This is a genomic window from Thauera sp. K11 (assembly GCF_002354895.1).
GTDB lineage: Bacteria > Pseudomonadota > Gammaproteobacteria > Burkholderiales > Rhodocyclaceae > Thauera > Thauera sinica.
In genome coordinates this window covers 2,705,207-2,722,962 of record NZ_CP023439.1, presented here as the reverse complement: position 1 = coordinate 2,722,962, position 17,756 = coordinate 2,705,207, and the positions used below count along the sequence as shown (strand labels likewise).

The window sequence follows — 17,756 nt, the reverse complement described above, 5'->3', positions numbered from 1 at the left end:
AGCACCAGGCCTATGTCCGCATCCCACGCCGCCGTCACGACCCAGCCGCCGGGCGCCCGGACCGGTGGCAGAGAGTACCTGCCGTGGCTGATCATCGCCGCCGGGCTGATCTTCATGTACGTCGGCAGCTTCGTCGACCTGTTCCGCACCATCTGGTCGTCGGACGACCAGGCCCATGGGCCGATCGTGCTCGGCCTGTCGATCTGGCTGCTCTGGCGCAAGTGGCCGCAGATCTCGGCCCTGCCCGCGGAGGGGGCCCGTCCCGCGCTGGCCTGGCCGGTGCTGGTGATCGGCCTACTCGCCTACATCATCGGCCGGTCGCAGGGCATCCTGCTGTTCGAGGTCGGCTCGCTTGTGTGGATGGTGGCCGGCATCCTGTTGCTGCTGCGCGGCATCGCGGCGGTGAAGCTCGCCGCCTTCGCGCTGTTCTTCATGCTGTTCATGATTCCGCTGCCCGGCGTCATCGTCGACACGCTCACCGCGCCGATGAAGATGGCGGTGAGCTACGTCGCCGAACAGGTGCTGTATGCGGTGGGCTATCCCATCGCGCGCACCGGCGTCATCCTGCAGATCGGCCAGTACCAGTTGCTGGTGGCTGACGCCTGCGCCGGCCTGCACACGCTGTTCACGCTCGAGGCGCTCGGGCTGCTGTATCTCAACGTGGTGCGCCACGCTTCGGCGCTGCGCAACGTCGCGCTCGCCATCCTCATCGTCCCGATCAGCTTCACCGCCAACGTCATCCGCGTCATGGCGCTCACGCTGATCACCTACCACTTCGGCGACGAGGCGGGGCAGGGCTTCCTGCACGGCTTCTCCGGAATGGTGCTGTTCATGAGCGCACTGCTGCTCATCATCGGCGCGGACTCGCTGCTCCGTGCCGGCGTGCGCGGCGGGAGGGCTGCCGCATGATCATCAGTTCCCTCGGCCGGCACGGCCTCCAGGCGCTTCTCGCCGCATTCCTGATGGTGGTGTCGGTGTTCGTGACCGCCGCCATCACGCCGACCACCCGCCTGTCGGAGATCCTCGGTCCGGTAGACCTCGAGGGTGCCGTCCCGAAATCCTTCGGCAAGTGGCAGCTCGATCCGCACCAGTTCACCGCAATGGTCAATCCGCAGCAGGAAGCACTGCTCGGCAAGCTGTACAGCCAGACGCTGTCGCGCACTTACGTGGACGATCGCGGCCGGCGGGTGATGCTGTCGATCGCGTACGGCGAGGATCAGCGGGATTCGATGCAGGTGCATAAGCCGGAGATCTGCTATCCGGCCCAGGGTTTCATGATCCTCAAGAAGTCGTCCGAGGGGATTCCCATCGCCGGCAGCGATCTTCAGGTGACGCGTCTCGAAACCGTTCTTGCCGAGCGCCGCTACGAGCCCGTCACGTACTGGACGGTGCTGGCGAGCGAGGTTTCGGTCGGCGGCACGGCGAAGAAGCTGGAGGAAATGAAGTACGGTCTGCGCGGCGTGATCCCCGACGGCCTGATCTTCCGCGTATCCACCATCGGCCGCGACACCGAAGCCGGATTCAAGACGCAGGACGAGTTCCTGCGCGAGTTGCTGTCGAGCATGGCGCCGGAAGCCCGCAAGCGCATCGCCGGCATTTGACAGGCACACAGCCCCAACAGGAACCGACATGACCAAGAAAGCCTTGATCACCGGCGTCACCGGACAGGACGGCGCCTACCTCGCCGAATTTCTGCTCAAGAAGGGCTACGAGGTGCATGGCATCAAGCGGCGGACGTCGCTGTTTAACACCGACCGCATCGACCATCTGTACCAGGACCCGCACGTCTCCAACCGCAACTTCATCCTGCACTATGGCGACCTGACGGACTCGACCAGCCTGATCCGCATCGTGCAGAAGGTGCAGCCCGACGAGATCTACAATCTCGCCGCGCAGTCGCACGTCGCGGTGAGCTTCGAGGAGCCGGAATACACCGCCAACGCCGACGGCGTGGGAGCGCTGCGCCTGCTCGAAGCCATCCGCATCCTCGGCCTAGAGAAGAAGACCCGCTTCTACCAAGCTTCCACCTCGGAACTCTACGGCCTGGTGCAGGAGATCCCGCAGAAGGAGACGACTCCCTTCTACCCGCGCAGCCCGTACGCGGTGGCCAAGCTCTATGCCTACTGGATCACGGTGAACTACCGCGAAGCCTACGGCATGTATGCCTGCAACGGCATCCTGTTCAACCATGAATCCCCGCAGCGCGGCGAAACCTTCGTCACGCGCAAGATCACCCGCGCCATCGCCCGCATCGCACTGGGCCTGCAGGACTGCCTGTACCTGGGCAACATGAGCGCGCTGCGCGACTGGGGCCACGCCCGCGACTACGTCGAAATGCAGTGGCTGATGCTGCAGCAGGACACGGCGGAGGACTTCGTCATCGCCACTGGCGTGCAGTACAGCGTGCGCCAGTTCGTGCAGTTCGCCGCCGAGGAACTGGGCATCAGGATCCGCTTCGAGGGCGAGGGGGTGCAGGAAGTGGGTATCGTCGAGGCGGTCACCGGCGAGCAGGCGAAGTGCAAGGCAGGCGAGGTCATCGTGCGCGTCGATCCGCGCTACTTCCGCCCCACCGAAGTGGAAACCCTGCTCGGCGACCCGAGCAATGCCCACGCCAAGCTCGACTGGAAGCCCAAGACCTCGCTTCAGCAACTGGTGCGCGAGATGGTGCAGGCCGACTACACTGCCGCCAGGCGCGATTCGCTGGTCAAGCTGGCAGGCTTCCAAGCGTACGACTACCACGAGTGAGCCATGGACCGGAACGCCCGCATCTACGTCGCCGGCCATCGCGGCCTGGTCGGCTCGGCCATCGTGCGCAATCTGCAGGGCAGGGGCTGCCGTAACCTCCTGCTGCGCACCCATGCCGAGCTGGACCTGACCGACGCCGCCGCTACCGACGCCTTCTTCGCACAGGAAAAGCCGGAATACGTCTTCCTCGCCGCGGCCAAGGTGGGCGGCATCGTCGCCAACGACACCTATCCGGCCGAATTCATCCACGACAACCTCGCCATCCAGTCCAGTATCATCCATTCGGCCTGGAAGCACGGTGTGACGCGGCTGCTGTTCCTCGGCTCGAGCTGCATCTATCCCAGACTGGCGCCGCAGCCGATGAAGGAAGAGCATCTGCTCACTGGCCCGCTGGAGCCCACGAACCGGCCCTATGCGCTCGCCAAGATCGCCGGCATCGAGATGTGCTGGAGCTACAACCGCCAGTACGGAACCCGCTTCCTCGCGGCGATGCCCACCAACCTCTACGGTCCGGGCGACAACTACCACCCGCAGAACAGCCACGTCATCCCGGCGCTGATCCGCAAGTTCCACGAAGCGAAGGTGGCCGGCTCGCCGTCGGTGACGGTGTGGGGCACCGGCACGCCGCGGCGCGAGTTCCTCTACTCCGACGACATGGCCGATGCCTGCGTCTTCCTGATGGAGCTGCCCGGCGCGCAGTTCGAGCCGCTGCTGGCGGGGGACCGCAACGACGGCCTGCCGCCGCTGGTGAACATCGGCGTGGGCGAGGACCTGACCATCCGCGAGCTGGCGGAAACCGTGCGCAAGGTCGTCGGCTACGAGGGCGACATCGTGTTCGACGCCACCAGGCCGGATGGAACGCCGCGCAAGCTGATGGACGTCGGCCGGCTCTACGGCATGGGCTGGAGACCGCAAGTGCCCCTGGAAGAAGGGCTGCGCCGCGCCTATCTGGACTTCGGCCTGCGATAGGCTGCGGATGGTGCGCCGTGAACCGTCGAACTGCATCGCTTTCCCCTCGCCGGTTGGTTAGGATCGGGTGCCATGTCTAGGCTTGCGCGTCTGGGCAGTGGCCTCGGCTGGGGAGGGGCATCGACGGTCATCGTCGCTGCCTTTCAACTCGTGTTCATGGCCGTCATGGCGCGGCTGCTGGAGCCGGCGGACTTCGGGCTAGTGGCGGTCGCCAACGTGGCGTTGCGCTTTCTCAACTACTTCGCCCAGATGGGTGTCGGCTCCGCCCTGGTCCAGAAACCGGAACTCGAACGAGGCGATATTGCTGCGGCGTTCTCGGTTTCGATAGCCGTCTCCCTGTTTTGTACGCTGCTCGCGATGCTGCTGGCTGGGTTCGCAGGTCGCTTCTTTTCGATGCCGGATTTGCCTGCGGTCATTCGCTGGCTGTCGCTCGGCTTCGTTCTGAGCGGTATGGGTACGGTAGCCAATGGGCTTCTCCGTCGCGATATGCATTTCAAGCGACTGGCCATCAATGATGCCGTTGCCTATGTTTTCGGTTACGGTGGAATTGGTATCGCCATGGCTGTCTCTGGCATGGGGGTATGGGCATTGGTCGGAGCCTCGCTGTCCCAGACGCTGCTCACTGCAGGCTTGGGTTACCTCGGCGCGCAACATCCCATTGCGTTCGTACATGGCAGAGCGCAGCGCAATCACTTTCTGGCGTTTGGCGGCAAGTATTCGCTGATCGGTTTCCTCGAATTCCTCGGCTCCAATTTCGATGCCATGCTGATCGGCAAGACGCTCGGCGATTCTGCGGCCGGTCTTTACAACCGGGCGCTGTTGCTGGCCAATCTGCCTGTCGAGAAGCCCGCCAATGTGCTTTCGCGCGCGCTGTTTCCGGTTCTCAGTTCCCTGGGCAGTCAGCAGCGCGACAAGTATGCGATCGGCTTGCAGATCAGCGTGATCGTCACCGGAAGCTATGCATTTGCGGTTGCAGGCGGAATCAGTGCTGCGGCACCGGAACTGGTTGCCGTGCTGTTGGGCGAGAAATGGGCGGCATCGGCTGCCGTGACGCAGATCCTGGCGCTGTCGGTCGGGCCGCTGTTCGTGTCGCATATATGTGGCGTGACCTTCGATGCCCTGGGGGCGCTCGGCGTAAAGCTGAAGATTCAAGGCGGCGCCTTGCTCGGGTTGATCTGCGGCTTGATGTTTGCCTTGCCCTATGGGCTGACGGGTATCGCTACGGTGATCATGATCGTGGAGAGCTTCAAGATGCTGGCCTCTCTTGTCGCGGCGGCGAGTTTGCTGTCGATCGGCAGGGCCGTCATGCTGAGAATCGTTGCAACGGTGCTGGTATTCGGTGGCTCGTCGTGGGGTGCTGTACAACTGGCTGCGCAACTCGTGCATGGTTTCGAGCATGACATCGTCCGGCTCGCGTTCGAGGTTGCTGCCGGCGCATCGGGCCTGATCCTCTCCTTTGGCCTCTGCCGATATCTGCTCGCAAGCCTGCAATCCGTGCAATGGCTGCTGTCTCGTTTCCCGAGGCTGTCACGAGTTTTTCAATCTACATGACGAGTGGTCTCATGCGCTGGTTTTACGTGCCTAACGAGGGTGTCGAGGGCGATCAGATCGGACCGCGGAGAGCTTTTGAAAAGCTGTTGGCCGAGGGGGCCATTTCCCACTACGACGTCTACTCTTACCTGGTTCGGGGGCGCGAACTGGGAAATCATGAGGCCGCATTGCGGGATTTCCTCGACCGTGCGAACAGCTTCAAGCCGGACGTTATCTTTGTTCAGCACATGAACGACAGCTATCCGCTGAGCCGTGATTTTCTGCGTGAATTGAAGCGCATTCCAAGCCAGCCTAAGCTGGTGCTTCATGAAGGTGATGCTTACGGTCACTTCATCAAGCCGCTGGATCGGACATTGAGGGCAGTGATTGCCGAAGCGGATATGTCCTTTCTCGTGGGGCTCGGATCGCTGGCCGAACTCGCGATCAAGGCTGGAGGTCGGAACATTCGTTATGCTCCGCATTCCTACGACGGCATGCGTTTCGGAACGCCATGGACGCCGTCGCGCGTCCGGCGGTTCGACGCAGTGATGATCGCGAACCTGCCATGCATCAAACGCATTCCATGGCTATACATGCCGGGCGGCCGTTCCCGGAAACTGACCGCTCGTGCCATGCACAAGGCGCTCGGTGACCGATTCGCGCTATTTGGCCGAGGGCAGGGATGGAAAGGGGAGCCGTACTGCCGCGGGCCTTTGCCCTTCGACGAGCAGGGCGCAACCATCCGCGATGCCTGGATGAGCGTCAATTGGCATCAATTCGACGAGATCGCGATGTATTCGTCGGACCGCCTGCCGATCGGTCTCGCGAGCGGCATCCCGCACATCACCAACCGGCAGCCATCCTACCGCTTCGTATTCGACAACATCCCCGGCCTCTTCGTCGTCGAGACGCCGCGGGAAGCCGCCGACGTCGCGCTTTACATGATGAGTCTCACGGCAGACCGCCGCATCGAACTCGGCATCGAGGCGGCGCGTTACGCGGCAGAGCATCTGTGCGCCGACAGGGTATATGCGGATATCGTTGCCGTCGTACGCGAACAACTGTTCGCCCATCAAAGTCTGGCGGAATAGGACATGCACGTCGCAATCGCGGGCCCGATCGCCGTCGCCGACCTGAAATCGATGCTGGGCTCCAGGATCGATGGTCTACCCGCCGGCTATGATGGCGCCCCTTTCATGGGCAGTCTCGTACAGGAGTTGATCGAGCGTGGCCATACCGTTACCGGAATCACGCTGGACGCGTCGTTGCCACTGCGGACGGACGGAGTCGTACGCTACTCGCAAGGGCCGCTGTCACTGAGCATCTGCCCTTGCCGTCCTCGCGCGTGGATGCCGAATGGGCGCCGGCCCGGTCGTATCGTCGATTTCTTTGCATATGAACGCCGGCTCATCGAAGCCGAATTGCGCCGCGTGATGCCCGACATAGTGCATGCGCACTGGGCTTACGAGTTTGCCTTGGCCGGCTTGGCTGCGGATCTGCCCATGCTCGTGACCCTGCACGATGATCCGGGCGTAGTGCTCAAACATACCCGCAGTCCTTACCGGGCCTTCCGCCTGCTGATGGCGCATAGGGCGATGCGAAAGGCGCGGCATATCACTGCCCCATCCGACTATCTGGCGACCGCGCTGGGTACGCATTGCGGCTCGCCGATCGCCATCGTGCCTAATCCGTTGGCCGCTTACGTGATGGATCGCGCAAAGGTCAAGCCGGCACCGCAATCGCGGCGCCTGGCAATGATCTGTAACGGCTGGGCGAGGTTGAAGAATCCCGAACTGGGAATTGCCGGCTTTCAGCGTTTCCGGGCAACCGCACCTGAAGCGGAACTGCACCTGTACGGTCACGGATTCGGTCCCGGCGGAGAGGCAAATCAGTGGGCGCAGTCTCACGGATTGGCGGACGGATGTGTGTTCCATGGTCCGACGCCGCACCGGGAACTGATGGATCAGTTGGCCTCCATGGACGTTCTGCTCCACCCCTCGCGTGAGGAGTCCTTCGGCGTCGTCGTCGCCGAAGCAATGTGTCTGGGTTTGAACGTGGTGGCTGGACGTTCCAGTGGCGCTGTGCCCTGGGTTCTTTCATGCGCGGAAGAAGGTGGCTCGACTCCGGGACAGGCATCAAGTGCGGGGATTCTCGTCGACGTCGAAAGTTCCGAGTCGATAGCGAATGGCATCGCCTCGGTATTTTCGGATGGTCGATATGCCGCGAGATCCAAGGCAGGGATGCAGAAGGCACTGCGTCGGTTTTCACCGAAGGCCGTCGCTGATGCCTATCAGGTACGGTACGAGTCCGTGTTGCGCGAAACGCGTGGAGGGCGACGATGATCGCCGTTCATAGACGAGGCGATGTATTCATCGGCGAGGGCGCAATGGCGCCCAAGGGCGTCACGATCGAGTCCGGAAGTGTGATCGCAGCCGGGCCGGTGGTGACATGTGACATGCCTGCCATGTTCATCGCAGCCGGTGTGCTGGGGCGGTTGATTGGCTCGGTCACGGTTCGGAGAGCTTCGGATGCCCGAAACGGGGCCAGTGGCATGAAGGCTGGGAATACTGACGAATCCCTGTTCGGGGGAAGGCTGCATGAGCATACTGCACATTGTCTTCACTTCTATCCCTTATCTTTTCGCCATGTCGATGGGTGTGCTGCTGCCCTTTCTGGCGGTCATGTTCTATTCGCATTTCTCGCTGGGCGTCTGGGCGATCGCTTCCCTCTTCTTGCTCGAGACGCTGTTTCGTGTCTTGCCCGGTCTGCCCCTGGGGATCGTGTTATATCCGGCCGATTTCGTCTTTATCCTGGTCGGTGGTGCAGCGATCTTGCGCTTGTTGCTGATTGGCTGCCGGATGGAAGGAGCGCGGTTCTGGCTGGGATTCGGTGTCGTTCTGCTGCTGAGCTTCGCAATGGGTATCGTGCGAAACGGTACCGCCGCGGGCGTGGATTTTCGCGTCTATTTCTACTTCTGGGCTGCGACGTTGTACGCCATGACGTTCCCGATGACTGGCGAACAGGTGTCCAGGGTCATCGGCATTTTTGCGAAAATCGGTCTGGTGATTGCAGGGATCGTCGTGTATCGATGGATCGTCGAGGGTTTCGATATCACTGAATTGATGCCCGAATTTGGTTCATGGTCCGATGCCGGCTTCCGAGTCGTAATTGCTGATCAAACATTGATCTTGGCGCAGTTGTTCCTGTTCATCACGTTCTTTGCCTTCCTTCATCCCTCGTTGGCTTCGATCCGATGGCTGGCGGGACCGTTGCTGCTGATGGTCGTCGTGCTGCAGCACCGTACGGTCTGGCTGGTCCTGATTGTGGGAGTATGGGCTGCGCTGTTCATTCCCTCGATCGCCAAGGTCCGAAGCAAGAATGCCATGGTCGGCGTTCTGCTGTTTGGCCTCCTTATGGTGCCGGTCGCCCTGTCGGGCAAGTTCGGCGCGGTATCGGAATCGGTCGGTGCGTCTGCCTACCGTGCCGCGACCTTGTCTGATACCGCGGGTGAGCGTCTTTATAGCTGGCAGTCGCTCATCGGCAAGGTTTTCGGTGGCGGCCCCCTGACGATTGCGATTGGAGAGCCGTTCGGATCGGACAACACGCGTTATTCCGGCGATGAGTTCTCGGCGAAGAAGATCAGTTATCAAGCGCACAATTTCTACGTTCAGACTCTGTTGCGAACCGGGGTTCTGGGGCTGGGCCTGTGCGTTGTTAGCTTCATCTGGTTGCTGAGAAACCTGAACCGATTGAGACGGGACGTCGAGCATGGGGAACTTGCACGTGCGTTGATGGTGCTTGTGGTGACACAAGTGGTCTTCTACATCCCGTATGGTGCCAACTACCTGCAGGCTCTGCTTTTTGGTATCAGTTTTGCATATGTCAATCATATCGCATCGCGCGGCAGGAGTGCAGACATAGAGCCGGAAGTTTCGTTTTCGCGCGGCTGACGGATGCTGTCGGGAGAGGACATATGATTCGAATTGCAGTGGTGATCACCTGTTTCAACAGGCGTGAGAAGACGCTGAACTGTCTGAAGGCGTTGTTTGAACAGCAAAGGATCGATCAGGTCGAACTCGGCGTGTTCCTCGTCGATGACGGCAGTGCCGACGGCACGGCAGACGCAGTGCGTCAGGCGTTTCCCACCGTGACGCTCATTGGCGGGGATGGAAATCTTTTCTGGAACGGCGGGATGCGTGTCGCCATGGCTGCGGCAATGTGTCATGAGTTCGATTTCTACCTGTGGTTGAACGACGACACCTATCTGTTTCCAGATGCGCTGGCAGGTTTGCTTCGAACGCACGAATCCATCGTGCGTCCGTCTGGCCGGGAAACCATCGTTGCCGGTACGACCTGCGATCCAGCCAGCGGAAAGACGAGCTACGGCGGCTTGGTCAAGACCAACTGGTGGCAGCCGCTGCACTATTCCCGCCTCGAGCCGGGGAGCGAGCCGAGGCCGTGCGATACGATGAACGGCAATTGCGTATTGATTCCGGCCGCAGTTGCACGGAGGGTGGGTAATCTCGAATCCGCTTTCGTGCATTCCATGGGCGATTGGGATTACGGCTATCGCGCCAAGGCACTTGGTTTTGACATCCACATTGCGCCTGGCCACCAGGGTGCTTGCAGAAATGACGCGGCAGATCGAGAAGTCGATACACGGCGGCTTTCCGTCAGGGAGCGCTGGAAGAAGGTCACTTCCCCGAAAGGGCTGCCGATACGAGCGTGGCGTGTCTACACGCGGCGGCATGCCGGGCCTCTGTGGCCGTTGTACTGGCTTCGTCCCTATGTGTTTGCGGTTGCGGCTGGACTTTTTCGTGGGGGGGACGGCGATGAAGGTGATCATGCCAAGGCCCCGGGCAATGTTCTGCCTGGGTACTGTACTCGCGCTTGCGCTGACCACGGCTGCTCATGCGCAGACCCTGGTGCCCGAACAGAAGCCGGTTCCGAAAGAGTATTTCGGAATGCACATACACAAGCTCGTGCGGCCGCACAGGGACGGCACACGGACCGTGATTCCTCAGATCGGCCTTGGCGCGTGGCGGCTGTCGGATGGCGCAAAGTGGTCGGACTTCAATCCATCGCAGAGCCTCTGGAATTTCGGCCTGCTCGACCTCTACGCCAATATCGCCGCGCAGCATGGCTGGAGTGTCCATCTGAATATTGGTGTGACGCCGCGGTGGGCGTCGTCGCGGCCGTCCGAATTGGGTGAGTGGGGGTACGGGACGGCTGCCGAGCCGGCTGACATGGAGACCTGGAAGAGCTACGTGCGCGAGTTGGCAACGCGCTTCAAGGGACGTATCCACGCCTACGAAATCTGGAACGAGCCAAAGTATTCCGATTTGGAACGTACCGTCGCCAACGATGGACGCGCATTGGGTTCATACACCGGCACGTCGGCGAAGATGGTCGAGATGACAAAGCTGGCATATCTCATCATCAAGTCAGCCTCGCCTGGGGCAATCGTGGTTTCGCCGTCTCCGACCGGTTACACGGATGATCGTGTCAATCTCTTTCTCGCGCGGGGTGGCGGGAAGTTCGTCGACGCGATGGCTTTCCATTTCTATCCGAGAAGCCCGGAGCGGGATTTGTTGCCAAGGGTGGCAATGATCCGCAAGGCGATGAAGGATTATGGCGTAGGCAACCTTCCGCTGTGGAATACCGAGTCCGGGTTCATCATCAGCGGACTTGAACCGATCGACCCCGCGCAGTTTCCAGATACCCGGATCTTCACGCCGGCCGAAGCCGCTCCCGTTGTTGCGCGCTCGCTGATTCTGGGATGGGCGGCGGGCTTGTCTCGCTACTATTTCTACGCGTGGGATGACGGCAAATATGGCCTTACCTCCGACTGGACGACCGGCGAGCCGAATCTGGCAGGGCAGGCGTTCGAGCAGACGCGCCGTTGGCTGCAGGGCTCGGTCCTGAAGAGCTGCGTCGGTAAATCCGACATTTGGAACTGCGAGATCCAGCGTGCGGAGCCCTTTTTGCAAGGGCGAATTGTCTGGACCACAGACGCCAGTGCCAACCTGGTTCTGCGTCCGGAATGGGAGATCACGAAAGTGGAGACGCTGGCGGGCGACGTGATGCCGCGGGTTCGTCCGTGAAGCTTACCGAGAGTCCGATGCTTCTGATTCGCGCCGGCGAATAGGCGAGGATAGCGATGAGAATTCTTCTTTCGGCGTATGCGTGCAAACCCGGTGTCGGATCGGAGCCTGGCGTAGGCTGGAGATGGGCCATGCACCTGGCCAAAACGCATGATGTGATCGTGTTGACTCACGAGCGCTTTCGAAATGATATTGAGCCGGCGCTGAACAATTTCCCAGGGCCGCGCCCCCGGTTCGTTTTTCACGAAACCAGGCTTCTGCGACGTGTTCCATTCAATTCAATCACGGCGCTTCCAAAATACATCATCTGGCAGCTTTCGGTATTGCCGACGGCGATTCGATTGATCGGAGAAGCAAGGTACGACGTGATCATGCATCTCACGATGGGTACTTTCCGATACCCGTCATGGTTGGGCTTTCTCGGCGTGCCTTTCGTCTTTGGGCCTGCCGGGGGAGGAGAACGGGCGCCGATGCGGTTCTTCCACGGACTTCCGGTGAGGGAGCGTCTGGTCGAATTTGCTAGAACCGCACTCATCGTGTCCGGCAAGTTTGATCCGCTGCTATGGATAGCTCATTCGCGAGCGCGCTTGATTTTCGCGCGTACCGAGCAGACCAGACAGGCACTGCCTTTCTTTCTTAGAAATAGGGTCGTAATTCGTCAGGAAATTGGCAGCGACCCGACTGCGGACAAGCGGGAGCCGGCGGCACGTCTTCCGGAGGAGCCCTTGCGCCTTGTGATGGGGGCCCGGCTGCTAGGGTGGAAAGGCGTGCACATCGCGATCGAGACCATGGCCGTACTCCGGACGCGTGGCGTTTGCGCGACGCTGGATGTGTTCGGCCAAGGGCACTTGCAGGAATGGTTGACCGGCAAGTTGCGTGGTCTCGGCTTGGATGACTGCGTCCGGCTGAGAGGGTATGTCCCGTTCGAGGAAATGCAGCAGCACATGCGAAGCGCGCATTGTTTTCTCTTCCCGAGTCTTCACGACTCGGGAGGAACTGTCGTGCTCGAAGCGTTCGGGAATGGTCTTCCTGTCGTCTGTCTCGACCTCGGAGGCCCAAAGGATTTCGTGACACGTGAATCGGGCAGGGTTGTCGGCACCGCAGGCAGGGGGATCGGCGAGGTCGCCCGGGCCTTGGCGGATGAGATCGAGGATCTGAACAGGGACGACGCGCTTCGACGGAAGCTTGCTGCCGGGGCCTTGGCGCGAGGGCGGGAATTGTCGTGGGTAAATCAAATGGACGGCGCCATGCGGTTGATCAATGGCGTGCTGGATACTTCTACGGGTTCCGACGTGGTGGAAATGGAGCGTTAGATGTCTGATGTGAGTGTGCCACGGTTGGTGGTATTCGATCATTCCGTTGCGAAGAACAGCCCGGCCGGGAGCTGCGTTCTCGCACAATTGGATGGTTTGGCGGCTTCGATTCCAGTCACCGTCTTTTCTGATTGCTGCGACTTAACGGATCGGGCGGATGTCGAGTGGCGCCGGGTGCCGCTGCCGGCAAAACCGATTTTCTTGCGATATTGGGTGTTTCAATTTATTGCGCCGTTCAGGTTTGTTCTATGGCGCCTGAAAAACCTTCGGACGCCAATCCGTATTCAGACGACACAGGGACAGTTCATCTGGTCCGACGTATCGTACGCGCATTTCTGCCATCGCGCGTACCTCAGAAATGCCTGGACGCAATCGAGTGTGACCGGATTGAGACGGGTTGCACGAAAGTTGAATCACCTTTTCAATTCTGCAACGGAGGGGCTGGCGTTCAGGTGCGCCCGGAAGATCGTCGTTCCTTCCGAGGGGCTGGCAAGAGAGCTTGGCGAAACATATCCGGACTGTGGCCATAAGCTTGAAGTTCTGGCCAATCCGGTCGATCTCGATCGATTTGCCCGACCTGACGCGCCGAGTACTGCTTCGCTGCGTACGCAGTATGGAATTGGCGACGATGAGATTGTCTGCACCTTCATGGCGCTCGGTGATTTTGCACGTAAGGGCCTCGGGCTGATCATCGAGGCACTTTCGACGATGGAGGAGAATCAAGGGTCAAGGATCAGGGTTCTCGTCGTCGGTGGTAATGAAGGAGAGATAAGGGAATTTGCCAATCTCGCCTCCAGGAATGGGGTTGAGTCTCGGCTGAATTTTGTCGGTTTGCAGAAGGACGTTCGCCCGTTCTTGTGGGATTCTGATGTCTTCGTTTTCCCGTCAGCATACGAGATCTTTTCGCTTGCCATTCTACAGGCGGCGGCCGCGGGCCTTCCTGCTCTCGTTCCGCGCGGCCTCTATGGAGCGGAAGAGTTCATTGTGGATGGCGAGAATGGTTGGCTGGTCGAGCGTTCGGTTGACGGGGTGGCGGCCGGGCTCGCTCGTATCTTGAGCGACCATGCCCAGCTTGCGCGAATGTCCACAAATGCGAGGACAGCCGTCGGGCGCTATTCCAAGAATGATTTCGTGTCGCGATGGCAACGCGTCTATGAAGGTCTGCAATGAGTTCCGCCGGCCGAAATGTGTTCATCGTCCAGCGTCGGCTTACCCACTACCGCACGCCGCTGTTCGAGTCGATGCGCGAACTGCTGGCAGGTCATGGTTTACAGTTGCGTCTGCTGATAGGACGGGGCACGCCGGAAGAGGATAAGAAGGGGGATGCGGGCGAGTTGTCCTGGGCCCAGACGATTCCTACGACGTACTTTGTGGGCGGACGCCTTTGCTGGCAGCCCATTTCCCGGCACATCGGCAAACCTGCGCTCGTAGTCGTGACCCAGGAAAACAAGCTGTTGCAGAACCATCTGCTCATGCTAGCTCCACGCCGGTTCAGGCTGGCCTTCTGGGGGCACGGTGCCAACCTGCAAAGTGACAACCCGGGCGGATTGAAGGAGCGCTTCAAGCGGTGGACGACGAACCGGGTGGACTGGTGGTTCGCCTACACGGCGATGAGCGCGGATCTGGTCGGTCGGGCGGGATTCCCCGCCGAACGCATCACCGTGCTGAACAACGCGGTCGATACCTCGGAACTGCTGCAGCAACGGCGCTCGGTGACGCCGGCGGAAACGTCGGCCCTGCGTGAATCGCTGGGTTTTGGCGCCGGACCGGTGGGCGTGTATGTCGGTTCGCTTTATGCCGACAAGCGCCTGGACTTCCTGTTCTCGGCCGCCGAGTCGATCCGCGCGGTGGTGCCGGATTTCAACTTGCTGCTGGTCGGCGATGGTCCGGAGCGGGACAAGGTGCAGTCCTGGTGTGCGGCGCATCCGTGGGCTCGCTGGGTCGGTGCGCGCTTCGGACGCGAGAAGGCGGCGCATATCTCGGTCGCGCAGGTGATGCTGAATCCCGGCGGCGTCGGCCTGGGAATTCTGGATGCCTTTGCCTGCGGCGTGCCGATGGTGACGACCGAATGCGGCCGCCATGGGCCGGAGATCGCCTACCTGCGCAATGGGACGAATGGCGTGATGACCGCCGACAGGCAGGATGACTACGTCGACGCCAGCCTGGAGCTTCTGCTCGACGGCGCGCGGCAGGAGCGCTTGCGCGAGGCATGTGCAGCCGACGCCGGGGAATACACGATCGAGAACATGGCGCTGCGCTTTTCGGACGGCATCCGGCAGGCACTCGCCTTTTGACCGGATATGGATTTCAGGAGAGGGAGATGGCTTCAGACGTGCGTGCCGATGTGATGCCCTCCTGCTTCCCGGGTGAGAGGCTGTACGACGACGACTTCATGCCGGAGCAGAACGACGCCTGGTTTGCCGGAGTGGCGGAAGACCATCTCGACCCGAACCACATCGGCGGGGGCCGGTACGCCTCCCACGTGCTGAACCGGATGCACGGCTATTCCGGCTTGCCGGCCCGCCGGTTCGGCCATATGCCGGACATTAGTTCGGCATATGGCGGCGGGCTCGAACCGGTCATCGGCCAGAGCGGTCGCATCATCGTCCGAGCGCGCTGTTTTTCGTGCTGCAGAAGTCTGGGATCGATACAGCGGCGTGAGGCGGTATGCGCATCCTGATCGTCCACAACGCGTATCGGCTCCGGGGCGGGGAGGACTCGGTCATGGAGGCCGAGGCTGCGCTGCTCACCAGCCGCGGGCAGACGGTGGAGATGTTCTTGCGGCATAACGACGCAATAGAGGGGATGTCGCGGATCGGCGCGGCGCTGAACACCACCTGGTCGGCGTCGGTCGCGCGTGACTTCGATCTGGCGCTGCGCAGCTTCCGGCCCGACGTGGTGCACGTGCACAATACCTTTCCGCTGATTTCACCGGCGATCTATTGGGTGGCGTATCGGTTGCGGGTGCCGGTGGTGCAGACGCTGCACAACTTCCGCCTGCTGTGCCCCGGGGCACTTTTTTTGCGCGAAGGCAAGGTGTGCGAGGACTGCATCGGGCGCCTGCCGTGGCGCGGGGTGGTGCGCGCCTGCTATCGCGGCTCGCGGCCGGCGTCGGCGGCGCTGGCGGGAATGCTCGCCGTGCACCGGGCAGCCGGCACCTGGCGGAACAAAGTCAGCCGCTATATCGCGCTCAACGAGTTCTGCCGGGCGAAGTTCGTGGCCGGCGGATTGCCGGCCGAACGCATCGTGGTCAAGCCGAATTTCGTGGACTTTCCGGTGTCGGCGGACGGGGAGCGCGCGGGCCTGCTCTTCGTCGGCCGGCTGTCGGCCGAAAAGGGGGTCACCACGCTGGCCGAGGCGGCGCGGCGCGTGCCCGATGTGGCGCTGCGCGTGGCGGGCAGCGGACCGGAGGCGTCCTGCCTGGACGGCATCGCGGGTGTCGCCGCGCTTGGCGCGCTGGATGGCGACAGCGTGCGTGCCGAGATGAACCGGGCGCTGGCGCTGGTGCTGCCCAGCATCTGGTACGAGAACTTCCCGCGCACCCTGGTCGAAGCCTATGCCTGCGGCCTGCCGGTGATCGCGAGCCGGCTCGGGGCGTTGGCCGAACTCGTCGAGGATGGCGAGACCGGCTTGCTGTTCGAGCCCGGCAATGCGCGCGAACTGGCGGAGCGGATGACGTGGGCACAGGCACATCCGCAGCAGATGGCGGAGATGGGCCGCAAGGCCCGAGCGCTGTATGAGGCCAAATTCACCGCGGACCGGAACTACGCCCAGTTGATGGGGATTTACCGGGACGCAATCGACGAAAACAACAAATCGAGGTTGGCAGCATGAGCGGGCAATTACGGGCGGACATTGGGCGCGTCATGGCGCCGGTGCTGGCAGCCCCGATCGACGTGGTGTCGTGGGAGGACGCGTTGTTGCGCATCCAGCGCTGGGCGGACGCGCGCGAGAGCCGCTACGTGTGCATCATCAACGTTCATTCGGTGGTGACGGCCGGACAGGATGCCGCCTTCGGCAAGGTGGTGCGCGAGGCCGACATGGCCACGCCTGACGGGGCGCCAGTGGCGTGGATGCTGCGCCGTCAGGGCCATGCCCAGCAGCGCATCAACGGGCCGGACCTGATGCTGCGTTACTGCAGGCTGGCGGCCGGACGCAACGAATCCGTCTATCTGTATGGCAGCACGCCCGAAACCCTGGAGGTGCTGCGCACCGTGCTGGTCGAGCACTTTCCCGGCCTGCGCATCGCGGGCGCATATTCGCCGCCGTTCCGGGCGCTGACCGCCGAGGAGGACGAGGCGGTGGTCGAGGCGATCAATGCCTCGGGTGCCGGCACGGTGTGGGTCGGGCTGGGTTGCCCGAAGCAGGAAATGTGGATGGCGGCGCATCGCGGCCGCATCCACGCAGTGATGATCGGCGTCGGCGCGGCCTTCGACTACCATGCCGGCGTGGTCGTGCGTGCGCCGCTGTGGATGCAGAAGAACGGGCTGGAGTGGCTGCACCGGCTGGCGAGCGAGCCGCGCCGGCTGTGGAGGCGCTACCTGGTGACGAACACGCTGTTCGTGCTGGGCGCAGTGCGGCAACTGATCTTGCGGAGGGCGTGATGCAGTTCGACAGCAAGCGTTTCGTCGGGCTGGTGGATGCGATGCCGCTGGTGTCCATCGATCTGCTGCTGCACGACCCGGAGGGGCGGGTTCTGCTCGGGCGCAGGTTGAACCGGCCGGCGGCGGGTTTCTGGTTCGTGCCGGGCGGGCGGGTGTTGAAGGGCGAACGCCTTGCCGATGCGCTGGCGCGCATCGTGCGGCGCGAGCTGGGGCCGGCGGTGCCGCTGCAGGGCTGGACGCCGGCGGGTGCATACGAGCATTTCTACGACGACAACTTTGCCGGCGTCGCGGATGTGAGCACGCACTACGTGGTGCTGCCGCACGTGCTTCACCTGGAGTGGGGCACGCCGGAGATCGTGCCCGACGACCAGCACGACGACATGATGTGGCTGAGCGTGCCCGAGCTGTTGGCACGGGATGACGTGCATGCCTATTCGAAGGCTTACTTCCTTGGGCGATAGTTTTGTTGGCACGCAAAGATCTCAAAGATT

Annotated in this window: 16 protein-coding genes and 1 pseudogene; all 17 read left to right on the top strand. The window is 61.9% G+C overall.

Annotation, left to right across the window (positions count from 1 at the left end; genetic code table 11):
* Positions 1-12: 12 nt before the first annotated feature.
* The 17 genes and pseudogenes from xrtB (at position 13) to CCZ27_RS11720 (ending at position 17,726) form a co-directional block, all read left to right on the top strand.
* Positions 13-909, top strand: a complete 897-nt coding sequence (gene xrtB, locus CCZ27_RS11800) for an exosortase B (protein ID WP_096448403.1) — start codon at positions 13-15, stop codon at positions 907-909.
* Entirely contained in the window at positions 906-1,601 is a 696-nt protein-coding gene (gene epsI, locus CCZ27_RS11795; RefSeq protein ID WP_096448401.1) for an exosortase-associated protein EpsI, B-type, read from the top strand. The genes xrtB and epsI overlap by 4 nt, the downstream gene beginning before the upstream one ends.
* 28 nt (positions 1,602-1,629) lie before the next feature.
* Positions 1,630-2,745, top strand: coding sequence for a GDP-mannose 4,6-dehydratase (gene gmd, locus CCZ27_RS11790; RefSeq protein ID WP_096448399.1), 1,116 nt, complete (start codon positions 1,630-1,632; stop codon positions 2,743-2,745).
* Positions 2,746-2,748: 3 nt separating this feature from the next.
* Positions 2,749-3,714, top strand: coding sequence for a GDP-L-fucose synthase family protein (locus CCZ27_RS11785; RefSeq protein ID WP_096448397.1), 966 nt, complete (start codon positions 2,749-2,751; stop codon positions 3,712-3,714).
* A 72-nt stretch (positions 3,715-3,786) separates the two neighbouring features.
* Complete coding sequence (locus tag CCZ27_RS11780) at positions 3,787-5,265, top strand: lipopolysaccharide biosynthesis protein (protein WP_096448395.1); 1,479 nt, start codon at positions 3,787-3,789, stop codon at positions 5,263-5,265.
* 11 nt (positions 5,266-5,276) lie between these two features.
* Positions 5,277-6,335 carry a glycosyltransferase family protein gene (locus CCZ27_RS11775; RefSeq protein ID WP_157748557.1) on the top strand — a complete coding sequence of 353 codons (1,059 nt, stop codon included), beginning with the start codon at positions 5,277-5,279 and terminating at the stop codon, positions 6,333-6,335.
* Positions 6,336-6,338: 3 nt separating this feature from the next.
* On the top strand, positions 6,339-7,586 hold the full coding sequence (locus CCZ27_RS11770; protein WP_096448391.1) for a glycosyltransferase family 4 protein: 1,248 nt from the start codon (positions 6,339-6,341) through the stop codon (positions 7,584-7,586).
* A 255-nt stretch (positions 7,587-7,841) separates the two neighbouring features.
* The gene (locus tag CCZ27_RS11765) at positions 7,842-9,194 is read left to right on the top strand and encodes an O-antigen ligase family protein (RefSeq protein WP_096448389.1); all 1,353 of its coding nucleotides are present in this window, start codon (positions 7,842-7,844) and stop codon (positions 9,192-9,194) included.
* Between the two features lie 23 nt (positions 9,195-9,217).
* Positions 9,218-9,802: pseudogene (locus CCZ27_RS24740) on the top strand (glycosyltransferase family 2 protein); the annotation flags it as partial.
* Positions 9,803-10,076: 274 nt separating this feature from the next.
* Positions 10,077-11,348 carry an endo-1,4-beta-xylanase gene (locus CCZ27_RS23995; RefSeq protein WP_232516341.1) on the top strand — a complete coding sequence of 424 codons (1,272 nt, stop codon included), beginning with the start codon at positions 10,077-10,079 and terminating at the stop codon, positions 11,346-11,348.
* Between the two features lie 131 nt (positions 11,349-11,479).
* The gene (locus CCZ27_RS11750; RefSeq protein WP_157748556.1) at positions 11,480-12,661 is read left to right on the top strand and encodes a glycosyltransferase family 4 protein; all 1,182 of its coding nucleotides are present in this window, start codon (positions 11,480-11,482) and stop codon (positions 12,659-12,661) included.
* Positions 12,662-13,831: a glycosyltransferase family 4 protein gene (locus tag CCZ27_RS11745; protein WP_096448381.1), complete on the top strand. Its 1,170-nt coding sequence runs from the start codon at positions 12,662-12,664 to the stop codon at positions 13,829-13,831.
* Entirely contained in the window at positions 13,828-14,955 is a 1,128-nt protein-coding gene (locus CCZ27_RS11740) for a glycosyltransferase family 4 protein (RefSeq protein ID WP_198363108.1), read from the top strand. The genes CCZ27_RS11745 and CCZ27_RS11740 overlap by 4 nt, the downstream gene beginning before the upstream one ends.
* 26 nt (positions 14,956-14,981) lie before the next feature.
* The gene (locus CCZ27_RS11735; protein WP_096448379.1) at positions 14,982-15,341 is read left to right on the top strand and encodes a hypothetical protein; all 360 of its coding nucleotides are present in this window, start codon (positions 14,982-14,984) and stop codon (positions 15,339-15,341) included.
* Positions 15,329-16,495: a glycosyltransferase gene (locus tag CCZ27_RS11730; RefSeq protein ID WP_096448377.1), complete on the top strand. Its 1,167-nt coding sequence runs from the start codon at positions 15,329-15,331 to the stop codon at positions 16,493-16,495. Before CCZ27_RS11735 ends, CCZ27_RS11730 begins: the two co-directional genes overlap by 13 nt.
* Positions 16,492-17,265 carry a WecB/TagA/CpsF family glycosyltransferase gene (locus tag CCZ27_RS11725; protein WP_096448375.1) on the top strand — a complete coding sequence of 258 codons (774 nt, stop codon included), beginning with the start codon at positions 16,492-16,494 and terminating at the stop codon, positions 17,263-17,265. The genes CCZ27_RS11730 and CCZ27_RS11725 overlap by 4 nt, the downstream gene beginning before the upstream one ends.
* The gene (locus tag CCZ27_RS11720) at positions 17,265-17,726 is read left to right on the top strand and encodes a GDP-mannose mannosyl hydrolase (protein ID WP_096448373.1); all 462 of its coding nucleotides are present in this window, start codon (positions 17,265-17,267) and stop codon (positions 17,724-17,726) included. The genes CCZ27_RS11725 and CCZ27_RS11720 overlap by 1 nt, the downstream gene beginning before the upstream one ends.
* Positions 17,727-17,756 lie beyond the last annotated feature (30 nt).

Excerpts from the sequence above, each read along its gene's own strand:
- CCZ27_RS11750 (WP_157748556.1), top strand. The coding sequence starts at position 11,480 with ATGCACCTGGCCAAAACGCATGATGTGATCGTGTTGACTCACGAGCGC.
- CCZ27_RS11780 (WP_096448395.1), top strand. The coding sequence starts at position 3,787 with ATGTCTAGGCTTGCGCGTCTGGGCAGTGGCCTCGGCTGGGGAGGGGCA.
- CCZ27_RS11765 (WP_096448389.1), top strand. The coding sequence starts at position 7,842 with ATGAGCATACTGCACATTGTCTTCACTTCTATCCCTTATCTTTTCGCC.
- xrtB (WP_096448403.1), top strand. The coding sequence starts at position 13 with ATGTCCGCATCCCACGCCGCCGTCACGACCCAGCCGCCGGGCGCCCGG.
- CCZ27_RS11730 (WP_096448377.1), top strand. The coding sequence starts at position 15,329 with ATGCGCATCCTGATCGTCCACAACGCGTATCGGCTCCGGGGCGGGGAG.
- gmd (WP_096448399.1), top strand. The coding sequence starts at position 1,630 with ATGACCAAGAAAGCCTTGATCACCGGCGTCACCGGACAGGACGGCGCC.
- CCZ27_RS11745 (WP_096448381.1), top strand. The coding sequence starts at position 12,662 with ATGTCTGATGTGAGTGTGCCACGGTTGGTGGTATTCGATCATTCCGTT.
- CCZ27_RS11785 (WP_096448397.1), top strand. The coding sequence starts at position 2,749 with ATGGACCGGAACGCCCGCATCTACGTCGCCGGCCATCGCGGCCTGGTC.
- CCZ27_RS23995 (WP_232516341.1), top strand. The coding sequence starts at position 10,077 with ATGAAGGTGATCATGCCAAGGCCCCGGGCAATGTTCTGCCTGGGTACT.
- CCZ27_RS11775 (WP_157748557.1), top strand. The coding sequence starts at position 5,277 with ATGCGCTGGTTTTACGTGCCTAACGAGGGTGTCGAGGGCGATCAGATC.
- CCZ27_RS11735 (WP_096448379.1), top strand. The coding sequence starts at position 14,982 with ATGGCTTCAGACGTGCGTGCCGATGTGATGCCCTCCTGCTTCCCGGGT.
- CCZ27_RS11740 (WP_198363108.1), top strand. The coding sequence starts at position 13,828 with ATGAGTTCCGCCGGCCGAAATGTGTTCATCGTCCAGCGTCGGCTTACC.
- CCZ27_RS11725 (WP_096448375.1), top strand. The coding sequence starts at position 16,492 with ATGAGCGGGCAATTACGGGCGGACATTGGGCGCGTCATGGCGCCGGTG.
- epsI (WP_096448401.1), top strand. The coding sequence starts at position 906 with ATGATCATCAGTTCCCTCGGCCGGCACGGCCTCCAGGCGCTTCTCGCC.
- CCZ27_RS11770 (WP_096448391.1), top strand. The coding sequence starts at position 6,339 with ATGCACGTCGCAATCGCGGGCCCGATCGCCGTCGCCGACCTGAAATCG.
- CCZ27_RS11720 (WP_096448373.1), top strand. The coding sequence starts at position 17,265 with ATGCAGTTCGACAGCAAGCGTTTCGTCGGGCTGGTGGATGCGATGCCG.